The following is a 19,191-nucleotide window of genomic DNA, read 5'->3' on the forward strand; positions in this document are numbered from 1 at the left end:
TGTGGCGACAGAGGTTTCACGGGGCTCGGCTCAACCGCAGTGGATGCGGGACTCGGCCCAGTCGGCGGGCGCCACGGAGCCGAGCGGCGCGGCCGGGTCCGGTTCGACGACCAGGCGGAGGGTCCGGTGGCCCGCGATCCCGACGCGCACCGGAACCGCCGCGTCGCCGCCGCGCAGCACCGGCGAGCGCCACAGCCGGATGCCGTCCCCGTACACCGAGAACCGCACCGCGCCGAGGCCCAGCGCCATGTCGTCCAGGCCGGCGAACGCCTCGTAGGCGGAGCAGCGGCGGTTGAGGTCGATGGTCAGCGACGACCGGGCGTGCACGGTCACGCCGTGTCCGTACCGCTCGCCGCCGATGGACATCCCCCAGCGCTGCCACATCCAGCTGGACGCGCCGAGCCGGACCTCCGGGGCGGAGTGGTCACCGTAGAGGCCGTAGTGGAGCTGGTTGACCTGGTACACGGCCGGCGGTGGCGGGGGTGGCGTCGGCGTCGGCTTCGGTGCGGGAGGCGCGGGAGGTGCGGGAGGTGCCGGTGCGATGGGCGGGTCGGGTGGTGGTGTGGGCGTGGGCGCGGGCCGCGCGGGGGCGGGCGGTGCGGGTGTGGCCGACGGTGACGGCCGCGCCGGGCCCGCGCTCGGCCGGGGCGATAGCGGCTCGACCACCGGTTCCGGCGCCGGGGGCGCGGGCGGCGCCGGTGCGGCCGGGCTCGGGGGCGCCACGGGGTCCGGCGGTACGACGGGTTCGGCCACGGGCGGGCGCTTCGCCTCGGGGGCGGGCTCCGGACTCCCGGACAGCGCCCACACCACTCCCGCCACCGCGGTGACGGCCACCGTCACGGCGACGCCCGCCTTCGCGGGGGCACCCAGCCCTTCGGCGGCGGCACCCCCGGCGGCACCCCCGGCGGCACCCCCTCCCGCACCCCCGGAACCGCCCGTCGCAGCCGCCGCTCCCGCCCCGGCGCCCGCCGCACCAGCCGCCCCGCCCGCCGCGAGGCCCGCGGCCTTGAGCGAGAACCCGGCCGCGAACCAGCCGATCACGGCGACCGGCAGCAGTGCCGGGATCCCGGCGTTGACCTGCTCCAGCTCGCCCACCGCGAGCCGGCACCGGGCACACTCCTCCAGGTGCTTGCGCAGCCCCCGCTCGGCCCGCATCCGCAGACCGCCCCGGGCGTACGCGCCCAGCCGGTCCGCGTAGCGCGCGCAGTCGCCCCCGGCGGTGAGCGACCGGTTCACGTGCGCCTGGAGGTACGCCTGCTTCAGCCCCTCGCGGGCCCGGCTGGCGAGCACCGCCGTGGCGTTCGCGGTCAGCCCGAACAGGGGCGCCACCTCGCTCGGTGACTCCTCCTCCACGGTGGTGTGCCACAGCACCGCCTGCCACCGCTCGGGCAGCGAGCGGAAGGCCCGCATGGCGAGCGACTGCTCGGCCTCGTGCATGGCGCGGACGTCCGCCCCCACGTCCAGCGTCTCGGCCTCCGGTACGGCCGAGGCGCGCACCGCCTGCGCGGCGAACACCGCGAAGTCCTCGACCAGGTGCTCCCGCCGGGACGTCCTCGTCCACGCGGCGGCCACCCGGCGCACGGTCGTCAGGAGGTAGGCGCGCACGGCGTGCTCGGGCCCCGCTCCTTTGCGCACCGCCTGGAGCGTCCGGGCGAACACCTCCGCCGTCAGGTCGTCCGCGGTGTGCGCGTCCCGGCAGCACGTCCGGGCGTAGCGCCGCACCGCCGCGGAGTGCCTGCGGAACAGCTCCTCGTACGCGGAGTCGTCGCCGTCCCGCATGCGCTGGACCAGGTCGGCGTCCGACGGGGGCAGCTCGACGGGCGGCGGGAGCACGGACCCGGCACCATCCCGCTCGCGCTGCGCCGGCACGACGGCACCGGCCGCACCACCGCCCGGCGCCGGGGAACCGTCACGCGCCGGGGAGCCGCCGGACCGGCCCTGGTTCGGAACCTTCGGAACCTTCGGAACCTTCGGAACCTTCGGAACCTCGCAGGAGCCGTCGGCCGGAGAGCGGGAGCCGTCGGCGGCGGCACCGCCGAACGGCTCGTCACGACCGTCACCGCTCATCGCGGAAGCCCCCGTACCCCTGCCGGACCCTGACACCGGGCCAGCGTGCCACAGGGGACCGCCCCCACCGGGGGTGAGCGGCCGTCAACCACTCATCCGGGGAATCGACCCGAACGCAGGAGCCGCCCGTGCCCCGATCGGGTGAGCCTTACGCCGGCCGGGAGCGGAGCCCCTCCAGGAGGATGTCCAGCAACCGCGCCGACGCCGCGCTCTGCTGCGCCGCGTCCGGCAGCGAGGGCGCCGCCGTGGCGATGACCAGCAGCACGTCCGCCACGGTCACGTCCCCGCGCAGCTCGCCCGCCTCCCGGGCCCGGTCGACCAGCTGACCGACCACCTCCAGCAGCTCCGAGGCGCCCGCGTCGTCCAGCTCGGCCACCGGCACCGCGCGCGGCGGGACCACCCGCAGCTCGGGCTGGCCCGGTGCGACCGGAACCACCGGAACGGCCGCGACCGCCGACGCGCCGCGCTGCTGCGGCACCCGCAGCTCCTCACCCGACCCGCTGGGCACCGACCCGCCGGGCACCGACCCGTCCGGCGCCGCGCCCGGCTCGTCCACGCCCACGCGCAGCACGTGCGGCGGCAGCAGCCGGCCCGCGCCCGAGGCCACGGACGTCCGCAGGAACCGGGAGAGCGCCGACCACGGCTCCTCCTCCTGCCCCAGGGCCGTACGCGCCTGCTCGGTGAGCCGCGCCGTCTCCTCCTCGGCTATTCGCCGTACGAGCACGTCCTTGCTGGGGAACCGGCGGTAGACCGTCCCGACCCCGACCCGTGCCCTGCGCGCCACGTCCTCCATCGGCGCCCCGTACCCGAGCTCGCCGAACACCTCACGGGCCGCCCGCAGCACGTGCTCGAGGTTGCGCTGGGCGTCCACCCGCAGCGGCGCCGTACGACTCGACGACCCGCCGGCTCCGTGCCCGCCGGCTCCGTGCCCGCCGGCTCCGTGCCCGCCGACTCCCGGCCGGCCGTGCATCCCGCCCAGCCCCTCCCCGGGCGACGCGGTCGCGGCCGACGCCGAGGAAGCGGTGGCCGACGAGGCGAGAGCGGTCGACCAACGAGAATCCTGAATATGCATAAATGTTCCCCCGGTGATGATGTGTCTCCCCCCGGAGACCTCCCCCACATGACAACCGGGGCCCGGACCACGCTGTCTGGTCATGCGCAGCGACCCGTCTCCCCGACGACATACGAACATAGTTGAGTCGAGGTCAATTCAGAAGGGGCAGTTCCGACCGGTGCGCCCCCCGATCGGAGCAAGGACCGGAACACTCCCGATTCTGCCCCCTCTCGCCACCCCGCCACTCCCCCCTGACCTGCGGACCTGTCCCCACACACACCCCTCGCGCCACCCCAGACCCCACCCCGCCTCCGGTCACACAATTTGCCGGGCCTGTGGACAAACCCCGAAGCCCGTTGCCTCATGGGAAGGTGACCGAACCTGTGCGCATTCTCGTTGTCGGCGGTGGCTACGTCGGGATGTACACCGCCCTGCACCTCCAGCGGCTCCTCAAGGACGGCCTGAGAAGCGGCAGGGCCGAGATCACCGTGGTCACTCCCGACCCATACATGACGTACCAGCCCTTCCTCCCCGAAGCGGCGGCCGGCAACATCTCGCCACGCCACGTCGTCGTCCCGCTGCGCCGCGTCCTCGACAAGTGCCGCATCGTCATCGGCGAGGCCAAGGCCGTCGACCACGCCAAACGGACGGCGACCATCGCCACCCTCGCCACCGAGGAGGAGGGCGCGGGCCCCGTCCAGCTCCCCTACGACGAACTGGTCATCGCCCCCGGCTCCATCTCGCGCACCCTCCCCGTCCCCGGCCTGGCCGACTACGGCATCGGCTTCAAGACCGTCGAGGAGGCCATCGGGCTGCGCAACCACGTCATCGAGCAGATGGACATCGCCTCCTCCACCCGCGACCCCGCCATCCGGGACGCCGCCCTCACCTTCGTCTTCGTCGGCGGCGGCTACGCCGGCGTCGAGGCCCTCGGCGAGCTGGAGGACATGGCCCGCTACACCACGCGCTACTACCACAACATCAAGCCGCAGGACCTGAAGTGGATCCTGGTGGAGGCCACCGGCCGCATCCTCCCCGAGGTCGGCGAGGACATGGGCAAGTACACCGTGCGCGAACTGCGCGCCCGCAACATCGACGTACGCCTCGACACCCGCCTGGAGTCCTGCGAGGACCGGGTCGCCGTCCTCAGCGACGGCAGCCGCTTCCCCACCCGTACGGTCGTATGGACCGCCGGCGTGAAACCCGCCCCCGTCCTCGCCGCCACCGACCTCCCCCGCAACGAACGCGGCCGCCTCAAGTGCACCGCCCGCCTCAGCGTCGAAGGCGTCGACCACGCCTGGGCCGCCGGAGACGCGGCCGCCGTCCCGGACGTCACCGCCGGCGAACCGGGCCGCGAATGCGCGCCGAACGCCCAGCACGCGGTGCGCCAGACCAAGGTCCTCGCCGAGAACCTCGTCGCCTCCCTCCAGGGCCGGCCCCTCAAGGACTACGCCCACAAGTACGCCGGGTCCGTGGCCTCCCTCGGCCTGCACAAGGGCGTCGCCCACGTCTACGGCCGCAAACTCAAGGGCTATCCCGCGTGGTTCATGCACCGGGCTTACCATCTGAGCCGCGTCCCCACCTTCAACCGCAAGGCGCGCGTCCTGGCCGAATGGACACTCGCGGGCCTCTTCAAGAGGGAGATCGTCTCCCTCGGCTCCCTGGAACACCCGCGCGCCGAGTTCGAGCTCGCCGCCGGACCGCCGCCGCCCGAACCCAAGGACGAGGCGTCCAGGGGCGGAACCGCGGACGGCGGAGCGAAGTCCGACTGATCGGGACCCACCGGCCCCCCAGCTCCGCCGACGGGGCCGAGCCCCGGCAGACACCCCTTGTCAGTGCGGTCGGTCACACTGGACGTGTGACCATAGGTGGGCTCACACCTGCACAGAGTGACTCAGCACGGCAACGACACCATGAGGCATACAGATCCGTGAACTTCACGCGTTGGAGCGCCCGGCTCCCCGGTACGCAGCGCCGCGCCGCTGCGCGCGGCACCGACCCCGGGGTCTCGCCGGCGCAGCGGGCGGACTCCGTACCCGCGGCGCGGGGTGAGTCCGACCAGCGGCTGGAGCCCGTGCCCGACGACGCCCCCGCCCTGGAGGACTTCCCCGTACGGGAGATCCTCGGCCGTCTCCCCGGGCTCGTCGCCCTCACCTACGGCGCCGACCACCGCCTTGCGCACGTCAACGACGCCTACGCCGCCGCCTTCGGCCCCCGCCCGTCCGGCGCGACCGTCGCCGCCGCCTGCCCGGAGCTCGCCGAGCTGGGCCTGCTGCCGCTGATGGACCAGGTGCTGCGCAGCGGAAAGCCCCGCACGGTCAAGTCCCGCCGTACGCAGGCGGGCGGCTCGTACACCGTCACCTGCCTGCCCGTCGAGACGCGCGGCACCACCGAGGCCGGGGTCCTGGTCCACGCCGCCGACGTCACCGACCACGCCGAGGCCGCCGAGCGGCTCCGGGCCAGCGAGCGCCGCCACAGAGAGACCGCCGTCACCCTCCAGAGATCCCTCCTCCCGCAGGAGTTGGAGCAGCCCGACGACCTCCGCGTCGCCGCCACCTACCAGCCGGGCGGTACGGACGCGGCCGTCGGCGGCGACTGGTACGACGTGATCACCCTCGGCGCCGGCCGCACCGCCCTCGTCATCGGCGACGTCATGGGACGCGGCGTGCGCGCGGCCGCCGTCATGGGCCAACTCCGCACCGCCGTCCGGGCGTACGCCCGGCTCGACCTGCCGCCCCACGAGGTGCTCCAGCTCCTCGACGGCCTCGCCGCCGAGATCGACGCCAGCCAGATCGCCACCTGCGTCTACGCCGTCCACGACCCCAACGAGGGCCGCCTCGTCTACGCCTCCGCGGGACACCTCCCGATCCTCGTACGGGACGAGGACGGCACCGTCCGCCGCGCCGAGGAACCGACCGGGCCCCCGCTCGGCACCGGCGGCTGGCTCCACGCCTCCGGAACCATCGCCCTCCCGCCCGGCTCCACCGCCGTCCTCTACACGGACGGCCTGGTCGAGCGGCGCAGGGAGGACATCGACGAGGGCGTCGCCGCCCTGGAGCGCGCCCTGGCCGGCGCCACCGGCAGCCCCCAGGTCGTCTGCGACCGGCTGCTGCGCGCCCTCGGCGTCACCGCCGAGCACGACGACGACGTCGCCGTCCTGGTCCTCCAGCACCCCTCCCGCACGGGCCCGGACGCCGAGCTCTTCCACAACGCCGCCCTCGACCTCCTCGGCGGCGTCGAAGCGGCACCACGCGCGCGTGCCTTCGCCTCCGGGGTCCTCTCCAGCTGGCGCTTCCCGGTCGAGCTGCGCGACCTGGGGGTGCTCGCGACCAGCGAGCTCGTCGCGAACTCCCTCCAGCACGGCACCCCGCCCATGCGCCTGCGCCTGCGCCGCACCGACCGGCGCCTGATCATCGAGGTGACGGACGGCGACGACCACCTGCCGCGCCGCCGCCGCGCCGAAACGGAGGACGAGGCGGGTCGCGGCATCTCGATCATCGCCACGATCGCCTCGTCCTGGGGCAGCCGCCGCACGCCCGGGGGCGGCAAAGCGGTCTGGTGCGAGTTCGCCCTCCCGGGCTAGACAGTCACCCGCTGGTCGTCCGGCTTGTGCTGGGCGACCACCCGGGACTTCGCCACCAGGTACGGATGGTCCTGGGCCGGGGTGAGCCTCCGGCCCAGCCGCACCGCCAGCAGCGTGATGCCCAGCGAGAAGAGCACGAACGTCACGATGTACGGACCGTGCAGCGCGGCCCCCATCGGACCGCCCACGGCCGGGCCGACCGCCAGCGCCAGCTGCTTGACCAGCGCGAACGCCGAGTTGTACTGCCCCACCATCGACTCCGGCGCCAGGTCGGCCACCAGCGGCGCCACGGTCGGCGACAGCATCGCCTCACCCAGCCCGAACAGCCCGTACGTCGCGATGAACGCGGCCGTCGCCATCGCCTGGCTGCCGTGCCCGAGCCCGGCGTACCCCGCGAACAGCCACGCGACGGTCCAGATCAGACCGACCCAGGCGATCACCCGCGTCCGCCGGCGCCGCTCCACGAACCGCAGCACCAGGAACTGCGCGACGACGATGACCGCCGTGTTCGCGGCCAGGGCCATGCCCAGCGCCGACGGCTCGATCCCGGCGGCCTCCGTGCCGTACGCCGCGAGACCCGACTCGAACTGCCCGTAGCAGGCGAAGAACAGCACGAAGCCCAGCACGCACAGCTGCACCATCGCCCGGTGCCCGAGCAGCGCCCGCAGCCCGCCCTTGGCGTTGCCGTCCCGGGGCGCCTGCCCGATCGACGGCGTCCGCGGCATCCGCACGGTCACGGCGATGCCGGCCAGCACCAGGAACATCACCGCTTCGATGGAGAAGAGCAGCAGGAAGCTGTCCGGCCGGCTCTCGTCGACCAGCTGGCCACCGATCAGGCCGCCAATGCCCAGACCCAGGTTCTGGAGGAAGAACTGCGTGGCGAACGCCCGCGTCCGCGTCTCCGGGGAGGAACACCAGACGATCATCGTGGCGAGCGCCGGCTGCATCACGGCCGTACCGGCACCGAGCAGCGCCGCCGCCCCGACGACGGTGACGACACTCCCCGCCAGCCCCATGCCCAATGCGCCGACCGCGGCCAGCAGCGCCGCGCCCACCAGCACGGGCAGCGGGCCCCGGCGGTCGATGGCCCGCCCGGTGAAGGGGAGGACCACCAGAGCGGCCATGGCGAAGACCGCCAGCACGGCCCCCGCCGTACCGGCGCCCAGGTCCCGCACCTGAGCCACATACACATAGAGATACGGAACGGTGAACCCGAGCCCGAACGCGCTCAGCACGTTCCCTGCCTGGATCCGGCGCATCGCAGCGCCCATCGCCTTGGTCACACTCACCTACTTCGACTCTGTAGGACTCAGTCCTGAAGACTTCAACACTAAAGTTCGATGCTTAACTGTACACATCGAAGGACTTCAACGCCAACGAGTGCCGTGGGATACTCCCCGCATGTCCGACACGCAGGAACCGAGCCTCGACGAGCAGATCGCCGCCTACCAGCGCGAGTTCCGCGATCTCGACCCCCAGGTCGAGCAGGTGGTCTCCGCGCTCGGCCGCCTGAACCGCCGCATGAACGTCGCGTACGGCCGCCAGGTCGCCGAGCTGGGCATCAGCAACGCCGAGTGGGAGGTCCTCAAGCACCTCGTCCTCTCCGGCGAGCCCTACCGCCTCGGTCCCGGCGAACTCGCCAAGCGCCTCGGCCTCACCCCTGCCGCGATGACCCACCGCATCGACCGCATGGCGGCCGACGGCCTGGTCACCCGGGACCGGGACGAGAACAACCGGGTGCGGGTCATCGTGGAACTGACCGACGAGGGACGCACCAAGTGGCTCGAGGCCATGCGCATGGCGACCGCCTTCGAGGAGGACCTGCTCCAGGACCTCAGCACGGACGAGCGAGGGGTGCTGGGCGAGATGCTCATCCGCCTGCTCCGCCGGGTGGAGCACGCCCAGCCCGACGCGGGCGGCCGGCTCAAGGACCTCGACGGGCCGACGGGTTGACCGACGGTTGACCGCCTGGGGTCGGGTTGACACGCCTCCACCCGATGCGTAAAGTTCTTCGGGTTGCCACGGAGCCGTAACGGTTCTTCGGTAGCCACTCCCGCCGCGTCACGCGGCAACCAAACTCAGCACTGACTCCTCACCGGGACGTATTTCGGCATGCCGAAATACATTTCGAAGACTCGATTATGAGTCGCCGGGGAAATCCGCTAGAGTTTGAAACGTCGGAACGGCCCAACAGCCGCAAAGACATCCCACTCTGACTGGGAATCAGGCCCGAAAGGATCTGATAGAGTCGGAACCGCCGGAAAGGGAAACGCGAAAGCGAAGAACAACCCGGCAGCCCGCTCCAGCGGGTGGCGGAAACGGAAAACGGATCTGCTAAGCTGGAAACACGAAATACCGAAGGGAAGCGCCCGGAGGAAAACCCGCAAGGGTGAGTACAAAGGAAGCGTCCGTTCCTTGAGAACTCAACAGCGTGCCAAAAATCAACGCCAGATTAGTTGATACCCCGTCCATCCAACGGATGGTCGAGGTTCCTTTGAAGAAAACACAGCGAGGACGCTGTGAACCGAGGGGACTATTCCTCCCCTCCGGTTCCGCTCAACGCGAGTGTCAACCCGATCACGGGTAAACATTCACGGAGAGTTTGATCCTGGCTCAGGACGAACGCTGGCGGCGTGCTTAACACATGCAAGTCGAACGATGAACCCACTTCGGTGGGGGATTAGTGGCGAACGGGTGAGTAACACGTGGGCAATCTGCCCTTCACTCTGGGACAAGCCCTGGAAACGGGGTCTAATACCGGATACGACCACTGAAGGCATCCTCAGTGGTGGAAAGCTCCGGCGGTGAAGGATGAGCCCGCGGCCTATCAGCTTGTTGGTGGGGTAATGGCCTACCAAGGCGACGACGGGTAGCCGGCCTGAGAGGGCGACCGGCCACACTGGGACTGAGACACGGCCCAGACTCCTACGGGAGGCAGCAGTGGGGAATATTGCACAATGGGCGAAAGCCTGATGCAGCGACGCCGCGTGAGGGATGACGGCCTTCGGGTTGTAAACCTCTTTCAGCAGGGAAGAAGCGAAAGTGACGGTACCTGCAGAAGAAGCGCCGGCTAACTACGTGCCAGCAGCCGCGGTAATACGTAGGGCGCAAGCGTTGTCCGGAATTATTGGGCGTAAAGAGCTCGTAGGCGGCTTGTCACGTCGGATGTGAAAGCCCGGGGCTTAACCCCGGGTCTGCATTCGATACGGGCAGGCTAGAGTGTGGTAGGGGAGATCGGAATTCCTGGTGTAGCGGTGAAATGCGCAGATATCAGGAGGAACACCGGTGGCGAAGGCGGATCTCTGGGCCATTACTGACGCTGAGGAGCGAAAGCGTGGGGAGCGAACAGGATTAGATACCCTGGTAGTCCACGCCGTAAACGTTGGGAACTAGGTGTTGGCGACATTCCACGTCGTCGGTGCCGCAGCTAACGCATTAAGTTCCCCGCCTGGGGAGTACGGCCGCAAGGCTAAAACTCAAAGGAATTGACGGGGGCCCGCACAAGCAGCGGAGCATGTGGCTTAATTCGACGCAACGCGAAGAACCTTACCAAGGCTTGACATATACCGGAAACGGCCAGAGATGGTCGCCCCCTTGTGGTCGGTATACAGGTGGTGCATGGCTGTCGTCAGCTCGTGTCGTGAGATGTTGGGTTAAGTCCCGCAACGAGCGCAACCCTTGTTCTGTGTTGCCAGCATGCCCTTCGGGGTGATGGGGACTCACAGGAGACTGCCGGGGTCAACTCGGAGGAAGGTGGGGACGACGTCAAGTCATCATGCCCCTTATGTCTTGGGCTGCACACGTGCTACAATGGCCGGTACAAAGAGCTGCGAAGCCGCGAGGCAGAGCGAATCTCAAAAAGCCGGTCTCAGTTCGGATTGGGGTCTGCAACTCGACCCCATGAAGTCGGAGTTGCTAGTAATCGCAGATCAGCATTGCTGCGGTGAATACGTTCCCGGGCCTTGTACACACCGCCCGTCACGTCACGAAAGTCGGTAACACCCGAAGCCGGTGGCCCAACCCCTTGTGGGAGGGAGCTGTCGAAGGTGGGACTGGCGATTGGGACGAAGTCGTAACAAGGTAGCCGTACCGGAAGGTGCGGCTGGATCACCTCCTTTCTAAGGAGCACTTCTCACCAGCTACGGCTGGTCAGAGGCCAGAACATCGGCGAACGTCCGATGCTGGTTGCTCATGGGTGGAACGTTGATTATTCGGCACGGTTCGTGAGGGTCACTAGTACTGCTTCGGCGTGGAACGTGAACCTGATCTGATCGTGCCGGGCACGCTGTTGGGTGTCTGAGGGTGCGAGCGTTGCTCGCCCTTCTGCGATGCCGGCCCCAGTGAACTTGCCGCGTAAGTGGCAGGGTGATGGGTGGCTGGTCGTTGCTTGAGAACTGCACAGTGGACGCGAGCATCTGTGGCCAAGTTTTTAAGGGCGCACGGTGGATGCCTTGGCACCAGGAACCGATGAAGGACGTGGGAGGCCACGATAGTCCCCGGGGAGCCGTCAACCAGGCTTTGATCCGGGGGTTTCCGAATGGGGAAACCCGGCAGTCGTCATGGGCTGTCACCCACTGCTGAACACATAGGCAGTGTGGAGGGAACGAGGGGAAGTGAAACATCTCAGTACCCTCAGGAAGAGAAAACAACCGTGATTCCGGGAGTAGTGGCGAGCGAAACCGGATGAGGCCAAACCGTATGCGTGTGATACCCGGCAGGGGTTGCGCATGCGGGGTTGTGGGATCTCTCTTCTGTCGTCTGCCGGCGACAGGACGAGTCAGAAACCGTATGAGTAGGCGAAGGACATGCGAAAGGTCCGGCGTAGAGGGTAAGACCCCCGTAGCTGAAACTCATGCGGCTCGTTTGAGAGACACCCAAGTAGCACGGGGCCCGAGAAATCCCGTGTGAATCTGGCGGGACCACCCGCTAAGCCTAAATATTCCCTGGTGACCGATAGCGGATAGTACCGTGAGGGAATGGTGAAAAGTACCGCGGGAGCGGAGTGAAATAGTACCTGAAACCGTGTGCCTACAAGCCGTGGGAGCGTCGCTCATTGGGTTTACCCAATGGGTCGTGACTGCGTGCCTTTTGAAGAATGAGCCTGCGAGTTTGCGGTGTGTTGCGAGGTTAACCCGTGTGGGGAAGCCGTAGCGAAAGCGAGTCCGAACAGGGCGATTTAGTAGCGCGCTCAAGACCCGAAGCGGAGTGATCTAGCCATGGGCAGGTTGAAGCGGAGGTAAGACTTCGTGGAGGACCGAACCCACCAGGGTTGAAAACCTGGGGGATGACCTGTGGTTAGGGGTGAAAGGCCAATCAAACTCCGTGATAGCTGGTTCTCCCCGAAATGCATTTAGGTGCAGCGTCGTGTGTTTCTTGCCGGAGGTAGAGCACTGGATAGGCGATGGGCCCTACCGGGTTACTGACCTTAGCCAAACTCCGAATGCCGGTAAGTGAGAGCGCGGCAGTGAGACTGTGGGGGATAAGCTCCATGGTCGAGAGGGAAACAGCCCAGAGCATCGACTAAGGCCCCTAAGCGTACGCTAAGTGGGAAAGGATGTGGAGTCGCAGAGACAACCAGGAGGTTGGCTTAGAAGCAGCCACCCTTGAAAGAGTGCGTAATAGCTCACTGGTCAAGTGATTCCGCGCCGACAATGTAGCGGGGCTCAAGCGTACCGCCGAAGTCGTGTCATTGCAGCATACGGGCCAACGCCCGCTGTGATGGGTAGGGGAGCGTCGTGTGCCGGGTGAAGCAGCCGCGGAAGCGAGTTGTGGACGGTTCACGAGTGAGAATGCAGGCATGAGTAGCGATACACACGTGAGAAACGTGTGCGCCGATTGACTAAGGGTTCCTGGGTCAAGCTGATCTGCCCAGGGTAAGTCGGGACCTAAGGCGAGGCCGACAGGCGTAGTCGATGGACAACCGGTTGATATTCCGGTACCCGCTTTGAAACGCCCAATATCGAACCAGGCGATGCTAAGTCCGTGAAGCCGTTCCGGACCCTTCGGGGAAAGGAAAGTGGTGGAGCCGACGGACCAGACCTGTAGTAGGTAAGCGATGGGGTGACGCAGGAAGGTAGTCCAGCCCGGGCGGTGGTTGTCCCGGGGTAAGGGTGTAGGACGCAAGGTAGGCAAATCCGCCTTGCACATAGTCTGAGACCTGATGCCGAGCCGATGGTGGTGAAGTGGATGATCCTATGCTGTCGAGAAAAGCCTCTAGCGAGTTTCATGGCGGCCCGTACCCTAAACCGACTCAGGTGGTCAGGTAGAGAATACCGAGGCGTTCGGGTGAACTATGGTTAAGGAACTCGGCAAAATGCCCCCGTAACTTCGGGAGAAGGGGGGCCATCACTGGTGAGAGCACTTGCTGCTCGAGCTGGGGGTGGCCGCAGAGACCAGCGAGAAGCGACTGTTTACTAAAAACACAGGTCCGTGCGAAGCCGTAAGGCGATGTATACGGACTGACGCCTGCCCGGTGCTGGAACGTTAAGGGGACCGGTTAGCTCCATTTCGGTGGGGCGAAGCTGAGAACTTAAGCGCCAGTAAACGGCGGTGGTAACTATAACCATCCTAAGGTAGCGAAATTCCTTGTCGGGTAAGTTCCGACCTGCACGAATGGCGTAACGACTTCTCGACTGTCTCAACCATAGGCCCGGTGAAATTGCACTACGAGTAAAGATGCTCGTTTCGCGCAGCAGGACGGAAAGACCCCGGGACCTTTACTACAGTTTGATATTGGTGTTCGGTTCGGCTTGTGTAGGATAGGTGGGAGACTGTGAAGCTTGGACGCCAGTTCAGGTGGAGTCGTCGTTGAAATACCACTCTGGTCGTGCTGGATGTCTAACCTGGGTCCGTGATCCGGATCAGGGACAGTGTCTGATGGGTAGTTTAACTGGGGCGGTTGCCTCCTAAAGGGTAACGGAGGCGCCCAAAGGTTCCCTCAGCCTGGTTGGCAATCAGGTGTTGAGTGTAAGTGCACAAGGGAGCTTGACTGTGAGACCGACGGGTCGAGCAGGGACGAAAGTCGGGACTAGTGATCCGGCGGTGGCTTGTGGAAGCGCCGTCGCTCAACGGATAAAAGGTACCCCGGGGATAACAGGCTGATCTTCCCCAAGAGTCCATATCGACGGGATGGTTTGGCACCTCGATGTCGGCTCGTCGCATCCTGGGGCTGGAGTCGGTCCCAAGGGTTGGGCTGTTCGCCCATTAAAGCGGTACGCGAGCTGGGTTTAGAACGTCGTGAGACAGTTCGGTCCCTATCCGCTGTGCGCGTAGGAATATTGAGAAGGGCTGTCCCTAGTACGAGAGGACCGGGACGGACGAACCTCTGGTGTGCCAGTTGTTCTGCCAAGGGCATGGCTGGTTGGCTACGTTCGGGAGGGATAACCGCTGAAAGCATCTAAGCGGGAAGCCTGCTTCGAGATGAGTATTCCCACCTCCTTGAGAGGGTAAGGCTCCCAGTAGACGACTGGGTTGATAGGCCGGATATGGAAGCCCAGTAATGGGTGGAGTTGACCGGTACTAATAGGCCGAGGGCTTGTCCTCAGTTGCTCGCGTCCACTGTGTTAGTTCTGAAGTAACGAACTCCCACACCCCCTTGTTTGGGGTGGCTGGTTGTAGTTCGGATATCTTCATAGTGTTTCGGTGGTCATAGCGTTAGGGAAACGCCCGGTTACATTCCGAACCCGGAAGCTAAGCCTTTCAGCGCCGATGGTACTGCAGGGGGGACCCTGTGGGAGAGTAGGACGCCGCCGAACAATTATTGTGGGAAAGCCCCGCACCTTCTGGTGCGGGGCTTTCCTGCGTTTAGGGGTCCGCGTTTACGGGTCTGCGTTTATAGGGGAGAAAATGGGCGCACGCATTGATGACGACCTCGTGCGGCGGCTGGTCGCGGAGCAGTTCCCGCAGTGGGCGGGGCTGCCGGTGGAGCGGTTTCCGTCCGGTGGGACCGTGAACGCCGTGTACCGGCTCGGCGAGGACATGGTCGTACGGCTGCCGCTGACGCAAGGCGGGGCGGCGGACGTGGAGATGGAGCGGGAGTGGCTGCCCCGGCTCGCGGACCGGCTGCCCACCGGCGTACCCGAGGTGCTGGGAGCCGGAGGGGCGGGCGAGCGGTTTCCGTGGGCGTGGTCGGTGTACCGGTGGCTGGAGGGGGACCACCCGGAGGCGGGGGCGCTGAGCGAGCCCCTGCGGCTGGCCGAGGACCTGGCCGCCTTCGTGGCCGCCATGTGGAGCGTCGACCTCCCGGGGGCGCCGGCGGCCTACCGGGGCGGACCGCTGGCATCGCTGGACGCCGGGACGCGGGCGGCGATCGAGCGGCTGCGCGGCATCCCCGACGAGGGCGTGGACTGCGATGCCGCTCTGGCCGTGTGGGAGGCCGCACTGGGGACTCCCGACTGGGACGGCCCGCCGGTGTGGCTGCACGCCGACCTGATGCCGGGCAACCTCCTGCTGGACGCGGGCCGACTGGCATCGGTGATCGACTTCGGGTGCATGGGCGTGGGCGATCCCGCCTGCGACCTCTTCCCCGCCTGGAACCTCCTGCCGCCCGATGCGAGGGAGGCCTTCCGGACGAGGCTCGGCGTGGACGGCGCGACGTGGGCCCGCGGCCGGGCTCGGACGCTGTCGCAGGCTCTCATCGCGTTGCCGGACCACCGGGGTTCGAACCCGGGGATGGCGGAGAACGCCCGGCACGTGATCCGGGCCGTACTCGCGCCGGAGTAGCCGCCCAGCCGGGGCCGAGCGGCTACGAGGGGCTCACCAGACGGGTGTCGTAGGCCAGGATGACCGCCTGCACACGGTCGCGGGCGCCGGTCTTGGCGAGGATGCGGCCCACGTGGGTCTTCACCGTCGACTCGGCGAGGTGGAGGCGCTCGGCGATCTCCGTGTTCGTCCAGCCCTGGCCGATGACCGTCAGGATCTCCCGTTCCCGTTCCGTGAGTTGCGCCAGGCGCGGGTCCGGGGCCGCGGGGGAGCCGGGGGTGGGCGGCAGATGGTGGGCGTAGGCGTCGAGGAGGCGGCGGGTGAGGCTGGGGGCGACGACGGCGTCACCGCTCGCGACCGCACGTATCCCGGCCAGGAGCTCGTTGGGCAGGGCGTCCTTGACGAGGAACCCGCTCGCGCCGGCGCGCAGGCCCTCGTAGGCGTATTCGTCCAGGTCGAAGGTCGTGAGGATCAGGACACGGGTGCGGTCGCCGGTGGCGACGATGCGCCGGGTGGCGTCGATGCCGTCCAGGCCAGGCATGCGGATGTCCATCAGGGCGACGTCGGGGCGCAGTTGTGCCGCCAGGCGTACCGCGTCGGTGCCGTTGCCGGCCTCGCCGACGATCTCCATGTCGTCCTGGCTCTCCAGCAGCATGCGGAAGCCGAGGCGTTGCAGGGGCTGGTCGTCGACGATGAGGACGGTGGTCACGGAGTGGGATCCTTCGGTATGTGCAGGTGGACGCGCCAGCCGCCGGGTGGCTGGGGCAGTGGGCCGGCGTCGAGGGTGCCGTCGTAGAGGGCGGTGCGTTCGCGCATGCCGGTGAGGCCGCGCCCCTGGGCCCGGGGCGGCCCGCCGTGGCCGGTGTCCGTGACGGTGACGGTGACGCCGTCCCCGTACCCGATGTCGACGGTGGCCGTGGCGGCCGGGCCGGCGTGCTTGAGGGTGTTGGTGAGCGCTTCCTGGATGACGCGGTAGGCGGCGAGCTGTCGGCCGGCGGGCAGACCGTCGGGGGCACCGAGGACGGTGAGCCGGACGGGGAGGCCCGCGGCCCGTACGCCTTCGACGAGCCGGTCCACGTCGGTGAGGGCGGGCTGTGGAGCGCGGTCGGGGCCCGCCGCGCCGGGGTCCGCCGTGCCGGGGGACTCCTCGCGCAGGACGTCCAGCAGCCGGCGCAGCTCGGTGAGCGCCTGGCGGCTGGTGGAGGCGATGGCGTCGAGGGCCTGGGCGGCCCGCTCGGGCGACTTGGCCGCCGCGTACGCGCCGCCGTCCGCGAGGCCGGTGATGACGGACAGGTTGTGGCCAATGATGTCGTGCATCTCCCGGGCGATGCGGGTCCGTTCGGCCGCCGCGGCCAGCCGCGCCTGCTGGTCGCGTTCGATTTCCAGGCGGTGGGCGCGCTCCACCAGGGACGCGGTGTACTCCTTGCGGGAACGGACCACGACGCCCAGCAGGACGACGAGCGTGAACGTCCACAGGGAGGGGATGATCTGCTGCTCCCAGCTGCCGCGCGGGTAGCGGATCGCGGCCATCACGTTCGGGACGGTCACCAGGGCCGCCGCCCACCCCAGGGTCCGGAGGGGCAGCCGTAGCGCGATGTTGAACACGACGATGTGGACGATGAGACCGGCCTGGAGCATCGCGCCCGTCCAGCCGCTGACCAGGATGACGGGCGCCATCGCCGTGAGGACCCGCACCGGGTGGCGGCGGCGCCACAGCAGAGGCACGGTGAAGCCGAGGCTGAGGGTGAGGACGAGCCAGCCGGGCACCTCCGTGTTCAGCGCGATGTTGCGCCACCCGCCGCCCGCGTCCACCAGGGCGACCACCACGAAGAAGCCGGTCAGGGCCGCGTCCCACAGCAGCGGGCGGCGCCGGTCGACGTCCCGGACGCGCTGCACCACGCCCTGGACGAGCGTGGTGAGCGGCTGCCGGCCGGTGGTCATCCGGCCATCCTCGTACGGAACGGGCTCATACGTCCCGCCGTTTCAGCAGCAGGGCCGCCGACCCCAGGGACGCGGCCGCCCAGAGGACCAGGGCGAGCAGTGCCGCGCCCGGGCTCGCCGCGCCGGGGAGGGGGGTGGCGGAGCCGAGGGCGCCGAACGCCTGGGTGGGGAAGTACCGGACGGCGGTGTCGACGGCGTCGTACGGGAGCATCGACACGATCTCCGGCACGATCATGACGCCGCCGACGAAGGCGCCGAGCCCGCCGGGCACCGAGCGCAGCAGCGCGCCGAGGCCGAGCGCGATCAGGCTGACGAGGGTGAGGCCCGCGGAGCTGCCGGCGATGGCGCGGAGCACGCCGGCGTCGGTGAGGGAGGCCGTCTGGTCGGTGCCGGACAGGAGGAGCTGCGCGGCGAGGAAGGTGACCAGGGCGGTGACGAGGCTGAGGGTGAACACCGAGACCGCGAAGACCGCCGCCTTGGCCCACAGGACGGGTGTGCGGCGCGGTACGGCGGTGAGGGAGGCGCGGATCATGCCGGTGGCGTACTCGCCGGCGGTGACGAGGACGCCGAGGACCGCCAGGCAGATCTGGGACAGCATCGTGCCGTAGAGGACGAGGACGACCGTGTCGATGTCGGCGTCGCCGCCACCCGGCGTGTACGTGGCGCCCATGATCAGGCCGATGCCGAGGACCAGGCCGCTCGCGGTGAGAGCGGTGATCCACGTCGAGCGCAGTGTCCACAGTTTGTGCCACTCGGAGCGCAGGACGCGCGCCGGGGTCACCGTGTGGGCGGGGGTCGTCATGCCGCGGCTCCGTTGTACTCGGCCGCCTCGTGCGTGAGGTCCATGAAGGCCTGCTCCAAGGAGGCGGTCTGCGGGGTCAGTTCGTGGAGGGGGATGGCGTGGTCGGCGGCGACCCGGCCGATGTACGGGGCGTCCGCGCCGCGAACCTGGAGGGTGTCGGCGGACTCGGCGGCCGGTTCGACGCCCGGACGCGCGGCGAGGAGCGCGTGCAGCTCGCCGGCCCGTGGCGTGACGACCTTGACGCTCGCCTCGCCCCGGTCCCGGACGAGGTCGGCGACGGTCGTGTCCGCGAGCAGCCGGCCCCGGCCGATGACGATCAGGTGGTCGGCGGTCAGCGCCATCTCGCTCATCAGGTGGGAGGAGACGAGGACCGTGCGGCCCTCGGCGGCCAGGGACTTGAGGAGGGTACGGATCCACAGGACGCCGTCCGGGTCGAGGCCGTTGACCGGCTCGTCGAGGATGACGGTGGCGGGGTCGCCGAGGAGGGCGGCCGCGATGCCGAGCCGCTGGCCCATGCCGAGGCTGAAGCCCTTGACGCGTCGGTGCGCCACGCCGGTCAGCCCCGCCGTGGCCAGGACCTCGGTGACCCGGGTGCGCGGGATGCCGTGGGTGAGGGCCAGCGCCGTCAGGTGGTTGAAGGCGGTGCGGCCGGGGTGGACGGAGCGCGCCTCCAGCAGGGCGCCCACCTCGGTGAGGGGCGCGGGGTGGTCGGCGTATGCGCGGCCGCCGATGGTGGCACGGCCCCGGGTGGGGGCGTCCAGCCCGAGGAGCATGCGCATGGTGGTGGACTTGCCGGCGCCGTTCGGGCCGAGGAAGCCGGTGACGGTACCGGGGCGGACGGTGAAGCTGAGGTCCTGGACGACGGTTCGGCCGCCGTACCGCTTGGTCAGTTCATGGGCGCGGATCATGTCGTCGACGCTACGGAGCGGGGCGCCGGTGGACGTCCGACCGGGGGCGGGACGCGGGGGCGGGGCGTAGTACCGGGGGTGGACGCGACCCTGAGAGCCGGCGGGGCGAATTGCGTTGCCGCGGCGGGGCGGTGGG

11 protein-coding genes and 3 rRNA genes are annotated in these 19,191 nt (G+C 68.8%); 7 read left to right on the forward strand and 7 right to left on the reverse strand.

All coding sequences use genetic code 11. The features are described from left to right. Nucleotides 1-30 precede the first annotated feature (30 nt). Entirely contained in the window at nt 31-2,067 is a 2,037-nt protein-coding gene (locus EIZ62_RS17190) for a sigma-70 family RNA polymerase sigma factor (RefSeq protein ID WP_156693535.1), read from the reverse strand. Nucleotides 2,068-2,215: 148 nt separating this feature from the next. Beyond that, entirely contained in the window at nt 2,216-3,139 is a 924-nt protein-coding gene (locus EIZ62_RS17195; RefSeq protein WP_156693536.1) for a TetR/AcrR family transcriptional regulator, read from the reverse strand. A 401-nt stretch (nt 3,140-3,540) separates the two neighbouring features. Between EIZ62_RS17195 and EIZ62_RS17200 the strand changes: the two genes are divergently transcribed. After that, nucleotides 3,541-4,893 (forward strand): NAD(P)/FAD-dependent oxidoreductase, encoded by a 1,353-nt coding sequence (locus tag EIZ62_RS17200; RefSeq protein WP_244376219.1) that lies wholly within the window; start codon nt 3,541-3,543, stop codon nt 4,891-4,893. A 158-nt stretch (nt 4,894-5,051) separates the two neighbouring features. Further along, nucleotides 5,052-6,704, forward strand: coding sequence for an ATP-binding SpoIIE family protein phosphatase (locus EIZ62_RS17205; RefSeq protein WP_156693538.1), 1,653 nt, complete (start codon nt 5,052-5,054; stop codon nt 6,702-6,704). On the opposite strand, the gene EIZ62_RS17210 is transcribed toward EIZ62_RS17205, so the two are convergent. Then, nucleotides 6,701-7,963: an MFS transporter gene (locus tag EIZ62_RS17210; protein ID WP_156696450.1), complete on the reverse strand. Its 1,263-nt coding sequence runs from the start codon at nt 7,961-7,963 to the stop codon at nt 6,701-6,703. The genes EIZ62_RS17205 and EIZ62_RS17210 overlap by 4 nt on opposite strands. A gap of 142 nt (nt 7,964-8,105) precedes the next feature. On the opposite strand from EIZ62_RS17210, the gene EIZ62_RS17215 reads away from it, so the two are divergent. The 5 genes from EIZ62_RS17215 (at nt 8,106) to EIZ62_RS17235 (ending at nt 15,425) form a co-directional block, all read left to right on the forward strand. After that, nucleotides 8,106-8,657 (forward strand): MarR family winged helix-turn-helix transcriptional regulator, encoded by a 552-nt coding sequence (locus tag EIZ62_RS17215; RefSeq protein ID WP_156693539.1) that lies wholly within the window; start codon nt 8,106-8,108, stop codon nt 8,655-8,657. Between the two features lie 637 nt (nt 8,658-9,294). Further along, nucleotides 9,295-10,822: ribosomal RNA gene (locus EIZ62_RS17220) — 16S ribosomal RNA — on the forward strand. Between the two features lie 301 nt (nt 10,823-11,123). Beyond that, nucleotides 11,124-14,246: ribosomal RNA gene (locus tag EIZ62_RS17225) — 23S ribosomal RNA — on the forward strand. A 95-nt stretch (nt 14,247-14,341) separates the two neighbouring features. Continuing rightward, a 5S ribosomal RNA gene (gene rrf / locus EIZ62_RS17230) occupies nt 14,342-14,458 on the forward strand. Together the 16S, 23S and 5S rRNA genes form the textbook arrangement of a ribosomal RNA operon. A 91-nt stretch (nt 14,459-14,549) precedes the next feature. After that, the gene (locus EIZ62_RS17235; protein WP_156693540.1) at nt 14,550-15,425 is read left to right on the forward strand and encodes an aminoglycoside phosphotransferase family protein; all 876 of its coding nucleotides are present in this window, start codon (nt 14,550-14,552) and stop codon (nt 15,423-15,425) included. 22 nt (nt 15,426-15,447) lie between these two features. Here EIZ62_RS17235 and EIZ62_RS17240 read toward each other — a convergent pair whose 3' ends face one another. From EIZ62_RS17240 to EIZ62_RS17255, 4 genes are read right to left on the reverse strand one after another with little or no spacing between them, the layout of a single operon-like run. Further along, nucleotides 15,448-16,113 (reverse strand): response regulator, encoded by a 666-nt coding sequence (locus EIZ62_RS17240; RefSeq protein WP_156693541.1) that lies wholly within the window; start codon nt 16,111-16,113, stop codon nt 15,448-15,450. Continuing rightward, nucleotides 16,110-17,345 (reverse strand): sensor histidine kinase, encoded by a 1,236-nt coding sequence (locus tag EIZ62_RS17245; RefSeq protein WP_156693542.1) that lies wholly within the window; start codon nt 17,343-17,345, stop codon nt 16,110-16,112. Before EIZ62_RS17245 ends, EIZ62_RS17240 begins: the two co-directional genes overlap by 4 nt. Before the next feature lie 25 nt (nt 17,346-17,370). After that, complete coding sequence (locus EIZ62_RS17250; protein ID WP_156693543.1) at nt 17,371-18,147, reverse strand: ABC transporter permease; 777 nt, start codon at nt 18,145-18,147, stop codon at nt 17,371-17,373. Next, on the reverse strand, nt 18,144-19,055 hold the full coding sequence (locus EIZ62_RS17255; protein WP_156693544.1) for an ABC transporter ATP-binding protein: 912 nt from the start codon (nt 19,053-19,055) through the stop codon (nt 18,144-18,146). The genes EIZ62_RS17250 and EIZ62_RS17255 overlap by 4 nt, the downstream gene beginning before the upstream one ends. Nucleotides 19,056-19,191: the final 136 nt, after the last annotated feature.

Source organism: Streptomyces ficellus (assembly GCF_009739905.1).
GTDB lineage: Bacteria > Actinomycetota > Actinomycetes > Streptomycetales > Streptomycetaceae > Streptomyces > Streptomyces ficellus_A.

What these genes read in the sequence shown, in the direction of transcription:
- EIZ62_RS17190 (WP_156693535.1), bottom strand. Translation starts at nt 2,067, where the DNA reads ATGAGCGGTGACGGTCGTGACGAGCCGTTCGGCGGTGCCGCCGCCGAC.
- EIZ62_RS17195 (WP_156693536.1), bottom strand. Translation starts at nt 3,139, where the DNA reads ATGCATATTCAGGATTCTCGTTGGTCGACCGCTCTCGCCTCGTCGGCC.
- EIZ62_RS17200 (WP_244376219.1), top strand. Translation starts at nt 3,541, where the DNA reads ATGTACACCGCCCTGCACCTCCAGCGGCTCCTCAAGGACGGCCTGAGA.
- EIZ62_RS17210 (WP_156696450.1), bottom strand. Translation starts at nt 7,963, where the DNA reads ATGCGCCGGATCCAGGCAGGGAACGTGCTGAGCGCGTTCGGGCTCGGG.
- EIZ62_RS17215 (WP_156693539.1), top strand. Translation starts at nt 8,106, where the DNA reads ATGTCCGACACGCAGGAACCGAGCCTCGACGAGCAGATCGCCGCCTAC.
- EIZ62_RS17235 (WP_156693540.1), top strand. Translation starts at nt 14,550, where the DNA reads ATGGGCGCACGCATTGATGACGACCTCGTGCGGCGGCTGGTCGCGGAG.
- EIZ62_RS17245 (WP_156693542.1), bottom strand. Translation starts at nt 17,345, where the DNA reads ATGACCACCGGCCGGCAGCCGCTCACCACGCTCGTCCAGGGCGTGGTG.
- EIZ62_RS17250 (WP_156693543.1), bottom strand. Translation starts at nt 18,147, where the DNA reads ATGACGACCCCCGCCCACACGGTGACCCCGGCGCGCGTCCTGCGCTCC.
- EIZ62_RS17255 (WP_156693544.1), bottom strand. Translation starts at nt 19,055, where the DNA reads ATGATCCGCGCCCATGAACTGACCAAGCGGTACGGCGGCCGAACCGTC.